Annotated in this window: 9 protein-coding genes; 5 read left to right on the forward strand and 4 right to left on the reverse strand. The window is 70.8% G+C overall.

The window, feature by feature from the left end:
- The first annotated feature begins 63 nt into the window (after positions 1-63).
- Genes AC1DUE_RS13540 through AC1DUE_RS13550 form a run of 3 tightly spaced genes read left to right on the forward strand, consistent with a single transcriptional unit; the run spans position 64 to position 3,637 of the window.
- Positions 64-1,194, forward strand: a complete 1,131-nt coding sequence (locus AC1DUE_RS13540) for a glycosyltransferase (protein WP_477039954.1) — start codon at positions 64-66, stop codon at positions 1,192-1,194.
- A 14-nt stretch (positions 1,195-1,208) separates the two neighbouring features.
- Positions 1,209-2,207 carry a glycosyltransferase gene (locus AC1DUE_RS13545; protein ID WP_477039955.1) on the forward strand — a complete coding sequence of 333 codons (999 nt, stop codon included), beginning with the start codon at positions 1,209-1,211 and terminating at the stop codon, positions 2,205-2,207.
- Positions 2,204-3,637, forward strand: a complete 1,434-nt coding sequence (locus AC1DUE_RS13550; RefSeq protein WP_477039956.1) for a glycoside hydrolase family 130 protein — start codon at positions 2,204-2,206, stop codon at positions 3,635-3,637. Before AC1DUE_RS13545 ends, AC1DUE_RS13550 begins: the two co-directional genes overlap by 4 nt.
- Before the next feature lie 54 nt (positions 3,638-3,691).
- On the opposite strand, the gene AC1DUE_RS13555 is transcribed toward AC1DUE_RS13550, so the two are convergent.
- The 4 genes from AC1DUE_RS13555 to AC1DUE_RS13570 all read right to left on the reverse strand — a co-directional run bounded on the left by AC1DUE_RS13555 (position 3,692) and on the right by AC1DUE_RS13570 (position 10,469).
- The gene (locus AC1DUE_RS13555; RefSeq protein WP_477039957.1) at positions 3,692-4,621 is read right to left on the reverse strand and encodes a bile acid:sodium symporter family protein; all 930 of its coding nucleotides are present in this window, start codon (positions 4,619-4,621) and stop codon (positions 3,692-3,694) included.
- A gap of 159 nt (positions 4,622-4,780) precedes the next feature.
- On the reverse strand, positions 4,781-6,958 hold the full coding sequence (locus AC1DUE_RS13560) for a helix-turn-helix transcriptional regulator (RefSeq protein WP_477039958.1): 2,178 nt from the start codon (positions 6,956-6,958) through the stop codon (positions 4,781-4,783).
- 116 nt (positions 6,959-7,074) lie between these two features.
- A complete protein-coding gene (locus AC1DUE_RS13565; RefSeq protein ID WP_477039959.1) occupies positions 7,075-8,943 on the reverse strand; it encodes a glycoside hydrolase family 15 protein in 1,869 nt (622 codons plus the stop codon).
- Between the two features lie 23 nt (positions 8,944-8,966).
- Complete coding sequence (locus AC1DUE_RS13570) at positions 8,967-10,469, reverse strand: FAD-dependent oxidoreductase (RefSeq protein WP_477039960.1); 1,503 nt, start codon at positions 10,467-10,469, stop codon at positions 8,967-8,969.
- A gap of 374 nt (positions 10,470-10,843) precedes the next feature.
- On the opposite strand from AC1DUE_RS13570, the gene AC1DUE_RS13575 reads away from it, so the two are divergent.
- A complete protein-coding gene (locus AC1DUE_RS13575; protein WP_477039961.1) occupies positions 10,844-12,301 on the forward strand; it encodes an MFS transporter in 1,458 nt (485 codons plus the stop codon).
- Positions 12,302-12,362: 61 nt separating this feature from the next.
- The gene (locus AC1DUE_RS13580) at positions 12,363-13,088 is read left to right on the forward strand and encodes a VIT1/CCC1 transporter family protein (protein WP_477039962.1); all 726 of its coding nucleotides are present in this window, start codon (positions 12,363-12,365) and stop codon (positions 13,086-13,088) included.
- Positions 13,089-13,098: the final 10 nt, after the last annotated feature.

Consider the following 13,098-nt stretch of genomic DNA (forward strand, 5'->3'; position numbering starts at 1 on the left):
TCAGGCCCCGCCCGAGGTCGGTAGCGCACTCCGCTGCAAGCACCACCAGTGCGAAGGGCCTTCATGGCCACCAGGTTCGGCATCCTCAGTACGTTTCCCCCCACGCAGTGTGGCCTCGCGACCTTCTCGTCGGCGCTCGCCACCCACCTCATCGAAGCCGGTGCCGACGTCTCGGTGATCCGGGTCGTCGACAGCCTGCAACCCCCGCTCCCGCTCGTCACCCACCAGCTGGTCACGGGCTCGCCGGACGAGGCGAGGGCCGCGGCGGCGGCGCTCAACGCCTGTGCCGTCGCGCTGGTCCAGCACGAGTACGGGATCTTCGGTGGTCGCGACGGAGCAGACGTCCTCGACGTCCTCGCCCGGGTGCGCGTCCCCGTCATCACGGTCCTGCACACCGTCCTCGCCCACCCGACGCCCCATCAGCACGAGGTTCTCGCGAAGGTGGTCGCGGCGTCGACGGTGACGGTGACCATGACCGAGGCGGGTCGGCAGCGGCTCATCACGGGCTGGAGCGTGGACCCGGCGTCCGTCACCGTGATCGCCCACGGCGCCCGGGACGACCGCAGGATCGACGACACGGTCACGCCCGTGCGCACAACCCCCACGGTGCTGACCTGGGGGCTGCTCGGCGAGGGCAAGGGCATCGAGTGGGCCCTCGAGGCGCTGGCCGACCTCGCAGACCTGCGTCCCCTCCCGACGTACCGGATCGTCGGCGAGACCCACCCGAAGGTCCTCGAGCGCAACGGCGAGGCGTACCGGCGAGGGCTCGAGCGGCTCGTCGACCACCTGCGCCTCGGGCCGATGGTGCAGTTCGACGCCCGCTATCTCGACGTCCCCACGCTGCAGCGCATCGTGCGCTCGGCCGACGTCGTGCTCCTGCCCTACGACTCCCCGGACCAGGTGACGTCCGGTGTTCTCACGGAGGCCGTCGTCGCCGGGAAGCCCGTCGTGTCGACGGCATTCCCGCACGCGGTCGAGCTTCTGTCCGGTGGCGCGGGACTCCTTGTCCCACGCCGCGACCCCGCCGCGATCGCAGCGGCACTGCGGCGCGTGCTCACCGAGCCCGGCCTCGCCGGATCGATGGCCGCCGCCTCGCGTGCCGTCGCGCCCAGCCTGCTCTGGTCCGCCGTGGCCGAGCAGTACGTCGACCTCGCCGCCGGCCTCGTCCGCGCGCGCACCCTGTCCGCGGCCTGATGTACCCCGCCCCGGTGTTCGACCACCTCGCACACCTCAGCACTCCGATCGGGCTGTTCGAGCACGCGCTGCTCACCGAGCCGCGGCCCGAGCACGGCTACTGCCTCGACGACGTGGCGCGGGGGCTCGTCGTGACGTCGCGGCAGCACGGGGCAACCCCGCAGGTCGATGCGCTGACCGACACCTACCTGCGGTTCACCCTCTTCGCTCAGGACGGCCTCGGCCGGTTCCACAACCGACGCGACGTGGCCGGTCGCTGGACCGACACCGCGACGGTCGAGGACCACTGGGGCCGTGCCCTCTGGGCCCTCGGCACGGCGGCGGCCGCCACAGGCGACCCCCGTGTGCGTCGGGCCTCGCTGGACGCGGCCGCCGTGAGCCTCGAACGCCGTTCCCCCTGGTGGCATGCCATGGCCTACGCGACGCTCGGCGCGGCCGAGGTGCTCGAGGTCCAGCCCGACAACCGTGCCGCCCATGGACTGCTCGCGGACGCACGCACGGTCCTCGCCTGCCCGACCGACCCCGCGTGGCCGTGGCCGGACGCGCGCCTGACGTACGCCAACGCGGTTCTGCCGGAGGCGCTCGTCGCCATCGGTGCCGCGCTCGGCGACGACGAGGTCCTGCAGGCGGGGATCGACCTCCTGCACTGGCTCGTCGCGCAGGAGACCCACGAGGGCCACCTCTCGATGACCCCGGTGGGTGGCCGGACGCCCGGCGAGCACCGGCCCGGCTTCGACCAGCAACCCATCGAGGTCGCGGCACTCGCCGAGGCGTGCTGGCGTGCCTTCCGCGCGACGCGGCACGAGGTCTGGCTGACCTACCTCGACCGGTGCGTCGGCTGGTTCCTGGGCGACAACGACACGGGGATGGCGCTCTACGACGACCGCACCGGCGGCGGCTACGACGGCCTGCACGTGCGCGGGGTCAACCAGAACCAGGGTGCCGAGTCGACGCTCGCCGCCCTGTCCACCCTCCAGCTCGGGCGCCTGGCGCTCGTCCAGGCCGTGGCGTGACGCTCGTCGACGCCCCGCCGCTGGTTCGGCGCACGCCGCACGTGCTGCGTCCGGACGCGGCGCGAGTGGTCAGTACCCCGTTCCTGCCGGGCGAGGAGATCCACGGGGCGGGCATCTCCCGCATGTCTGCCGTCCTCGGGCGCGTGCTGGCGCTGCCGGACGCCGAGGTGGAGCGCGCCCTCGCCGGGGTCATCGCCTCCTTCGGCCGGCGCCACCACGACCTCGTCGCCCTCCTCGACGAGCGGTTCGACCTCGTCGCACGCCACCTCGGCGACCCGGGCGGCCTGTCCGTGGAGCGGCGAAGGCTCATAGGTGCGTGCATGAGCCAGGAGTACGCGATCGAGTCGGCCGCCCTGTTCAACCCGTCGATGGTCGCGCACCCCGACCAGACCGGGCTGCCACCGGGGAGCACCCGGTTCGTGATGAGCGTCCGAGGGGTGGGTGAGGGGCACATCTCCTGCGTCGAGCTGCGGACCGGTGTCATCGACGCTGCCGACGACATCACCTTCGACGTCGTCGGCCCGACGACCACCGTGCCGCGGCGCCACGAGAGCGTGCACTCCCGCGACGACCTGCGACGGCAGAACGAGGAGCTCGCGGGCGACAGCGACGACGCCGACGCGCTCCTGCGCTCGCTGCCCGCCACCTTCCCGGCCTCGGCGGTTGAGGCAAGCCCGCGGCTGGGATGGTTGGCAGCGTGCACGTATGACGTCGCGTTTGCCGCGGAGAGTGCGATCAGCTCCCGCGTGCTGCTCCCGAGCAGCCCCGCCGAGCGCCACGGCATCGAAGACCTGAGGCTCGTCGAGGTCGAGTACTCCGGCGGTCGGCGCAGCTATCTCGGCACCTACACGGCGTTCGACGGGGAGACCGTCGCGCCGCACCTCGTCGCCACCGACGACTTCCGCTCGTTCCGGATGAGCCGGCTCAGCGGTCCCGGCGCGAAGAACAAGGGCATGGCGCTCTTCCCGCGCAGGGTCGGCGGTCAGTACCTGGCTCTCTCCCGGTGGGACCGCGAGAGCAACTCGCTCGCCGGGTCCTCCGACCTGCGGCACTGGGACGACCTCGGCACCTTGAGCGCGCCCGACCGGGCGTGGGAGATCGTCCAGGCGGGCAACTGCGGGTCACCGATCGAGACCCCCGCCGGATGGCTCGTCCTCACCCACGGCGTCGGACCGATGCGGCAGTACAGCATCGGCGCGATGCTTCTCGACCTCGACGACCCGCGTCGCGTCCTGGGCAGCCTCGCGGAGCCGTTGCTGACCCCGTCGCCCGACGAGCGCGACGGGTACGTGCCCAACGTCGTGTACTCGTGCGGGGCGTTGCTGCACGGTCGGACGCTCGTCCTGCCGTACGGGTGCAGCGACGCAGCGATCCGGGTCGTGCTCGTCGACCTGCCAGGGCTGCTCTCGGCCATCACCGCGGGCCGGTGAGGAACGCCGTCGAGCAGTCGGGCGGCGGGCCGGAAGCGCGTCGACGCAGCGTTTTCAGGTCCTGGGTAGAGCTTGCGTGGGTGGGCCTGGAGCGTGAGCCTCGGACGGTTCAGCAGCACGTCTCCACATCAGCACGAAGAGCAGCACGATCACGAGGCCGACCGTGTTGAGGATCGTGATCGACACGGTGATCAGGGGGTCGGCCCCGAACGGGAAGATCATCATCAGGAGCATCGGCGCGATGTTGCGCACCGCCGTGGTCGTCTCGGTCGCGTGCCTGATCCTCACGTCCTTGACGCGCAGGACGGACACGAGCAGGTAGCCGCACCCGAGGCCGATGAACGGGCCGGCGAAGGCCGCGATGTAGCTCTCGGTGCCCCAGGTCTGCACGAACTGGCTCCAGTAGGCGACGAGCGTGAAGTTGAGGTTGAAGAGCAGGCACAGGATGGCCACCCGGACGGCCCATCGCGCCAGCTGCGGCGTCAGGTCGGGCCACCACAGCCGGAAGCCGCACCCGAGCACCAGGGGGAGCAGCAGGAAGAGCAGGAGCGGCCACGCGATGTCCCACGACGAGGTGCTGAGCTGCACGTCGACGGCATCGATCGCGAGAGGCAGACCCAGCGGCAGGGCGACGATGGTCGCGGCCGTCAGGACCACCAGGAGGGTGGTGGCGATGCCGACGTCTGCCCTGGCCAGCTTCGCGAGGACGGGGGCGAAGGGCATTCCCGCGCACAGGGCGGCGATGCAGAACCCCGCCTTGATCTCGTCGGGGATGGACGACGCCACCGTCAGCAGGTACCCGATGAACAAGGCGGGGATGACGACGAAGTTGATCACCAACGCCCACACCGCGATCTTCCAGTGCGCAACGGCTTGGGCCAGGAGCTTGCCGATCGACAGCCGCAGACCGAGCCCGAACGAGTTCAGGATCACGAAGAGGACGCCGAACCCGTTGATCAGGATGCTCTCGCTGGATTGTGCCATCGTGTCCCGTCCTCTTCGTGAGCGGCCGATCAGGTCGAGCGGGGCATGGTCGCCGGTGGCCGCGACCGGGTCGAGCAGCGCCGACCGACTCTGCCAATGTGGCAGCGGGCCGATCAGGTGCGCGTCATCCCCGGCGGGTGATGCCGCACCCCGCGTGGGCTACGCCCCGTCGAGACGCTCCCAGAGAGCCACGGCCTCCATCCGCGACGAGACGCCGAGCTTGCGATAGCTCGAGATCGCCTGGGTCTTGACCGTGTTCCCGGTGATCCCCAGACGCTCGCCGATCATCGGGAACGTGAGCTGGGTCGCGAGGTAGGGCATGAGTCGAACCTCGGCCGGGGTGAGCTTGTCCACGCGCCCCTCGGAGCTGGCCTCGTGCACGAGCATGCCGATCGCCTCGACTCTCTCCGGCAGGTTCCCGAGTCCCGGGCGCCGCCGCATGATCTCGGTCGCCTGCTGGACGGTCGCGGAGGCTGACTGGAGATCGCCCAGGGCCAAGGACGCCTGCGCCGTGGTCAGGAGGGCCTGCGTCGAGACCACGGGCAGGGCGTGGGTGAGCAGCGGGCGCAGGTCGAGCGCGTTGCGTGCGTGCCGGGCCGCCTCTGTGCGCCGACCCTGGTGCACGGCCGTTCGCGCCGACCAGGCATGGACGAGCGCGCTCGTCCAGTACGACCCGTAGCCACCGTCGGCGACGATCTCGGCCGCACGCCGGACGGCCGGCACAGCGGACCTCCACTCGCCCCGCTCGACGGCGACCGTCGCGCGCTCGCAGAGCACCATGGCCACCAGCGGATCGATCCCCGCGGCCTCGCCGGCCTCCAGGGCCTCGACGAACAGGTCGTCGGCGCTGTCCAGCTCGCCGGCGAGCAGGGCGGCGAGTCCCTGCGTGTGCAGCATGGTCACGCGGAACGGGCTCGCGGCAGACATCCCGTCCCATGCCTGACGAGCATCGAGCCGCATCTGCTCAGCGCCCTGTCGGGCCTCGATCGCCCGCAGGTAGGCGAGCGTCGCCGCGACCGTGCTCCCGTCCGAGAGCGTTCCGTCGCCGGCCGCCTCGCTCGCCATCGCCGACCAGCGGTCAGCCCGTGCGGGCTCCCCGACCAGCGCGAAGATGAGGGCGGCGTGTGCGGCGACCGCGGGAAACGCGGGAAAGTCGTTCGCCTCTTCGAGCCACGACATCCATCGGTGCACGGTGTCGATGCGACCGCTCGCCCAGGTCGTCTGGGCGCACTCGAGCACCATGCGCGCCAGGCCCGCCACGTCCCCGCCTCGGTGCGCGTGCTCGATGGCCCGTTCTGGCATGCCGTTGTCCGCCAGCCAGCCCGCTGCCCGTTGATGCAGCACCGGGACGAGCATCGGCTCCTTGCGATGCAGCTCTGCGCGCAGCAGGTCGTGGAGCAGAGGATGGCACTCGTATCGGTCGCCGTCCCGTCCGACCGGCCGGATCACCCGGTCCGTCGCCAGGTGGTCGAGCGTGGCGCCGGACGACCGAACGCGAAGCACGGCGTCGCACATCGGGCCCGAGAGCTCGTCGAGGATCGCGCAGCGGATCAGGAGCGACGTCTCGCGGGGACCGAGGCCGGACATCACCTCGGCGCGCAGGTACTCCCGGACGAAGCGGTCGTCGCCGGAGAACGTCGACGCCGCGGCCTCCCCGCCCTCGAGGGTCGCCATCGCGGCCAGGGCCACGCCGGCAGGCCAACCCTCGGTGCGGTCGTGCAGCGCGTCGGAGGCCTCGGCCGACAGCCTGACGCCCAAGGACTCGAGGACCTGCGTCTGCTCGTCGACCCGCATCGAGAGCTGTTCCTCGTCGAGCTCCAGAAGGTCGCCGGCCGCACGGAGCCGGGCGATCGGGAGCCGAGGTCGGTTCCGGGAGGCGAACGCCACGCGCCAGCCGTCCGGCAGCCGGTCGATGACGTCGGTCAGGACGTTGAGGCCTCCCGCCTGCGTGACCTTCTGAAGATCATCGAGCACGAAGACTCGCGGGGGGCTGGAGCGCGCAGCCGCGACGAGTGAGGCGACCGTCACGATGCCCGATCCCAGCCCGGCCGCCTCGCCGAGCGCTGACAGGAGGTGGGCCGGGTCGTTGTCCTCGTCGACGCAGATGTGCCACGCGGCCAGCCCTGCCAGTCGTTCCGCCCATTGGCGCAGGACCGTCGACTTGCCGTACCCGGGACCTGCGACGAGGGCGACCACCCGGAACCACGTCGTGCTCAGCCTGTCGAGAAGGTCCTGGCGCGGCAGCAGGACGAGTCCGGTGCGCGGCGTCAGAAGCGCGACCGTGGACGGCGTCCGCAGGGCCGCCGACGAGCTTCGGACCGTGGACCAACCGGGCAAAACGGGACGTTCCCCCACGTCAGGCACACTACCGCTCGGTCGCACGGGCACCGCAAGCCCCCGGGCCGTGCCGTCCCGGGTACACCGACGTGTGAGCGTGACGTCGGTCAGGTGTCTCAGAGGGACATCTCGTGAACCCTCTCGGCGAGGATGATGCGTGCTGCGGCCTCGATCAGTGCGAGGTGCGAGAACGCCTGCGGGATGTTCCCGAGGTGTCGCGCGGCGTCCACCTCGAACTCCTCGGCATAGAGGCCGAACGGCGACGCGATCCGCAGCAGGCGTTCCATGAGGTCCAGCGCCCGCTGGTTCTCGCCCACGACCATGAGTGCGGACACGAGCCAGAACGAGCAGATGATGAACGTGCCCTCCTTGCCGGACATCCCGTCGTCGGTCTCGTCGGTCTTGTAGCGCAGGACGAAACCGTTCTCGGACAGCTCGTCGGCGATGGCCAGGACGCTCGCGTGCAACCGCTCGTCCGTGCCGGGGAGCAGGCCGAAGTGCGCCGCCAGCAGCGTGGACGCATCGAGAGCATCCGTCTCGTAGTGCTGCCGGAGGACCCCGCGGTCGCTGACACCGTGCTCGAGGATGTCCGCCTTGATCTCGTCGGCCGTGGCGCGCCAGCTCGACTCCAGGTCGGGTTCGCCACGGATCCCGGCGAGCTGGGCCGCGCGGTCCATGGCCACCCAGCACATGATCTTCGACGACACGTAGTGCTGGGGCTTGCCCCGGGCCTCCCAGATGCCCTGGTCGGGCTGCTGCCAGACCGCCGCCGCGCACTCGGCCTGCGCCTTGACGATGGGCCACAGGCGCGCGGGCAGCCGCTCGCTGCGGCGCGTGTGCAGGAGGATCGAGTCGAGCACGGAGCCGAACACGTCGTTCTGCCGCTGGTCGAACGCGCCGTTGCCGAGCCGGACCGGCCGCGCGCCCTGGTACCCGGTCAGCTCGTCCCGGGTGGTCTCGGTGAGGTCGCGACGACCGTCGATCCCGTACATGATCTGCAGCCCACCGTCCTCGTTCGCTTCGACGTCGGCGACGAACTGCATGAACTCGTCGGCCTCCCAGTCGAGCCGCAGGTAGTGCAGGGCCTGGAGCGTGAACGTCGAGTCGCGCATCCACGTGTACCGGTAGTCCCAGTTGCGCTCTCCGCCGGGGGTCTCCGGCAGCGAGGTCGTGAGGGCCGCGACCGTCGCGCCCGTCGGCATGTAGGTGAGTCCCTTGATCACCAGAGCCGACCGCTCGACGTAGGGCCGCAGGCGGTGATCGGGCAGCAGCGCGCGGCTGAGCCAGCGCCGCCAGAAGTCGCGGGTCGCCGCGATCCGCGCCGTCGCGTCGTCGGCGGTCGTGGGGCCTTCCAGCGCGGCGCCCCAGGACAGCGCGCAGAACACGGTCTCGCCCGCGGAGAGCTCGTGCCGGGCCCGGAGCGCGTCCCCCTCGACGCCGAGCGCGAGGTCCGTGGTCAACCGCAGGGACACCCCAGCACCGCTGATGTCCGCCGTGTGCGCACCCGGCGCGCCAAGAGACCACGGTGCGCGGTGCCGGCCGTAGTCGAAGGCAGGGTCGCACACCAGCTCGACCCGCACCGTGCCCTCGAGGCACGTCGCGGTCCGTACCAGGACGTGCTCCGCGTCGTCGTCGGCGGGAGGGCGGGTGTGCGGGGTCGTGTCGTCCGCTCCCTCCCGCCGCACCATCGTCAGCGCGTCGCGGATCTCGAGCCAGCCCGACGGCGTGTGCCACGTGGTGACCAGCACGTTGGTGCCGGGGTCGTAGGCCCGGGACGTCGGCACGTTGATCCCGTAAGGCGCGAACCGGAAGTAGCCGGCGCCGCGGTCGAGCAGGCTCCCGAAGATGCTCGGGCTGTCGAACCGCGGGGCGCACAGCCAGTCCACCGACCCGTCCGGTGCCACCAGCGCGCCGGTGTGACAGTTCGACAGGAAGGCGTACTCGGCGATCGGCGGGAAGGGTGAGGCGGGGCTGTTCGCGTCCATGGGTTCCTCCTTGAGTGGTTGTCTCAGCCGAGCCGGTCCAGCAGGTGGTCGCCCACCCGCAAGGCGTTGGCCATGGCTGTCAGGGCCGGGTTCACCGCGCCGATGCTGGGGAAGAAGCTGGTGTCGACGACGTAGAGGTTGTCCACCTCGTGCGCGCGGCAGTCCCGGTCGAGCACCGACGTCGCGGGGTCGTCGCCGAAACGGACCGTCCCCGCCTGGTGCGCGAAGTCAGCGACGGCGGTGTCGGCGCTCCTGGACGAGTCGCGTCGCACCAGAGCATGCCCGGGCACGCCGAGGTTGCCCAGGACGCCCTGCAGCCGCCGGTACAGCTCGTCGAGCGGGCGCCGGTTGTTCGGGGTGTAGGCCAGCACGACGTTGCCGCGGATCCCGAGCGTCACGCGGTTGGCGGGGTCGGGCAGGTCCTCCGTGCACAGCCAGAAGCCGACCGCGTGCTCGGCGGCCCCGTCGACCGGGAGTGACGACGTGCCGCCCAGCTGCACGTTGCCCATCGGGAACCTGAAGGTCTCGTCGCCGAAGTAGAAGTCGTTGATGCCGAGCGTCGTCTCGAAGCGGGTGTCGGGGCGCTCGCGCGAGGTCGCCATGTACGTGCGGCGGTTCTGGAACATGACACGCCGTCCCACCTGGTCGGAGCCGTTCGCCAGCCCTCGGGGGTGCCGGTCGTTGGCGCTGGCCAGCAACAGCTTCGCCGAGTTGACGGCGCCCGCCGACACGACGACGACATCGCCCGAGAACCGCTGGTCGACGCCGTCGACCTCCGCCACCACCGAGGTCACGGTGCGTCCGGAGTCGTCGGTCCCGAGCCGCCGCACCTGGGCGTTGGTCACCAGGGTGACGTTGGGATGCCGGAGCGCGGGCCGCACCGCGATGACCTCTGCGTCCGCCCGTGCGTGCAGCAGGCTGGCGGACCGGTCGCAGGCGGCGGCCCGGACGCACGCGCTGGACGCCGCGCTCGACTCGTCCACCACGATCCCGCACGGAGCGTGATAGGGGTGCAGGCCGAGGGCAGTCAGGTCGCGGGAAAGCTCCTGGATCCGGGGTTCGGGCAGGACCGGGGGGAAGGGGTACGGGCGGCGCGAGCGGGGTTCCGTCGGGTCCTCGCCGCGTGTGCCGTGCACCTGGTAGAGGTCCTCCGCCTGGTCGTAGTACGGCTCGAGCTCGTCGTAGGTGACCGGCCAGGCGGGGGAGACGCCGCCGTGGTGGCGAAGTTCTCGGAAGTCCTTCTGCCGCAGCCGGTCGAGAGCGGCGCCGTAGACCTTCGTCGCACCACCGACGGCGTAGTGCACGTGCGGCTGGAACGCGGTGAGGTCCGAGTCGTACCAGGTGTCCGGTGAGGCGTACCGGTCCCCGACGAGCACCTCGGTCGCGTCCCCGCTCGAGGACTCGCGTGGCGACCAGCCGCCCCGCTCCAGGAGGAGGACTCTCTTGCCCGACGGTGCGAGGCGGTGCGTCAGGGTCGCGCCGCCCGCGCCCGACCCGATGACGACGACGTCGTAGTGGTCGGTCATCGCACCCACATGTTCACGTCGGCGCTCCTTCATCGAGAGGCGCGGACCGAGCCGTGCCGGGTCCGCTGTGCGCCACCGACGTCGCTGGCGTCCCGCCGATCTGCACGCCCGTTCCGGGGGGTCGTGGTGGCGCCGGCGTGCCCCGGTCTGATCGTCCGGATGTCGCCCCGACGCCAACTCGACACTACGGGCGTCGAGCGTGACCGACCATCATGCCGACGGGATGACGACGGCGGCCGCTCGACGGTGCTGGACTCGACCTGCACCTCACCGTCGAGGACGTAGGGACGCGTCCAGCTGAGGGCGCACGAGGGAGTTGTCGCCGTGGACGCTCAGACCTGGACGCGCGCCGCTTCGACCGAGGAGGTGACCCGATGAGCACCAGCGCGGTCATCCGGTCGACGATCCCGGCGCGGCTCGATCGACTCAGCTGGACCCCGTTCCACACCCGGATGGTGGCCGGCCTCGGCGCGGCATGGATCCTGGACGGGCTCCAGATCACGATCTCGAGCTCCGTGACCGGCGTGCTGACCAGCCCGGAGACGCTGGGCATGACCTCCGAGGAGATCGGGCTCATCGCGTCGGTGTACCTGATCGGCGAGATGCTCGGCGCGCTGGTCTTCGGCCGCCTCTCCGACAAGCTCGGACGCAAGCGGCTGCTCATCGTCACGCTGCTCCTCTACCTGCTGGGTACCGGTCTGGCTGCGTTCATCACCGGTCACCACACCGGGTGGCTCGTCGCCTTCTACGCGACCAGGTTCATCGCCGGCATGGGCATCGGCGGTCAGTACGCGGCGATCAACTCCGCGATCGACGAGATGATGCCGTCGAAGTACCGCGGGCGTGTCGACATCTGGATCAACGGGACCTACTGGGCCGGCGCCATCATCGGGTCCTTCGTCTCGCTCATCTTCCTCAACGCGTTCCCGATCAACGTCGGTTGGCGCCTGGCCTTCCTCATGGGCCCGGTCCTGGCGCTGGTCGTGATCATCGTCGGAAGAACGCTGCCGGAGAGTCCTCGCTGGCTGATGAGCCACGGACGCGTCGACGAGGCCGAGCAGGAGCTCGCCAAGATCGAGGACAACGCACGCCAGCACGGCCAGGTGCTCGAGCCTCTGGACGACAGCAAGGCGATCTCGCTCGTGCCTGATCAGAAGTACGGCTATCTCGTCTTCCTGCGACTCGTGTTCCGGGAGTACCCCAAACGCGCCGTCCTGGGCGCCACCTTGATGATCACGCAGTCCTTCCTCTACAACGCGATCTTCTTCACCTACGCCCTGGTGCTGACAGAGTTCTACGGGGTCTCCGCCACGAAGGTGCCCATCTACGGGCTCGCGTTCTCCATAGGCAACCTGCTCGGGCCGCTGCTGCTCGGCCCCCTGTTCGATACCGTCGGCCGCAAGAAGATGATCTCCGGCACCTACCTGATATCGGGCGTGCTCCTGGCCATCAGTGCGTGGATGTTCGGAGCCGACATCCTGGACGCCACGACGCAGACCCTCGTGTGGGTCATCATCTTCTTCTTCGCCTCGGCAGGTGCCAGCTCGGCCTACCTGACCGTGAGCGAGACCTGGCCCATCGAGATCCGCGCCGAGGCCATCGCCGTGTTCTTCGCGATCGCCCAGATCTTCGGCGCCATCGGACCGTTCTTCTTCGGGTGGCTGATCGGCGACGGGCAGGATCGGACCGGCTTGGTCGTCGGGTACGTGATCGGTGGCCTGATCATGGTGATCGGTGGCATCGTCGAGATCGCCTTCGGGATCAACGCGGAAGGAAAGTCCCTGGAGGACATCACCAAGCCGATCACGGCGGTGGACGAACCCGCGGCCTGAGCCGGCGAGGCCAGCCAAACCTTCGTGGCGCCCCGTCGTCGAGCGGCCTAGCGTCGATGTCATGGCAGCGTTCGGGGGAACGACGGCCCGGCTGGTCGACGACGGTCGGGGCCGCGACGCTGCGCGGCTGAACTGGCTGCGCGCCGGGGTGCTCGGCGCCAACGACGGGATCATCTCGACGGCGGGCCTGGTCGTCGGGGTCGCCGGGGCGACGACGCAGATCGGGCCGATCCTCGTGGCGGGCATCGCCGGACTGGTGGCGGGTGCGGTGTCGATGGCGCTCGGCGAGTACGTGTCCGTCAGCAGCCAGCGGGACGCGGAGCGCGCCTTGATCGAGCAGGAGCGGCGCGAGGTGGAGAGCGACCCCGAGGGCGAGCTGGACGAGCTCGTCGGGATGTACGAGTCCAAGGGCCTCTCGCGTGGCACGGCCCGCGCGGTCGCCGAGGAGCTGACCGCCCGCGACCCGCTGGCAGCGCACCTGGACGTCGAGCTCGGTCTCGACCCCGGGGCTCTGACGAACCCGGTGCACGCGGCGATCTCGTCGGGCGTCTCCTTCACGGCAGGGGCGCTCCTGCCGTTGCTGGCGGTGTCGCTCGCCCCGGCGTCGGTCCGGGTCGCGGTGACGTTCGCAGCGGTCCTGGTGGCGCTGGCCGTCACCGGCGGGATCAGCGCGCATCTTGGCGGTGCCCGACGGCTGCCGGCCGTGGTGCGTCTGGTCGTCGGCGGAGCCGTGGCCATGACCGTGACCTACGCCGTCGGCCGGCTGCTCGGCGTCTCCGGTCTGTAGGCGAGCGAGA

The organism is Cellulomonas sp. P4_A2 (genome assembly GCF_056402515.1).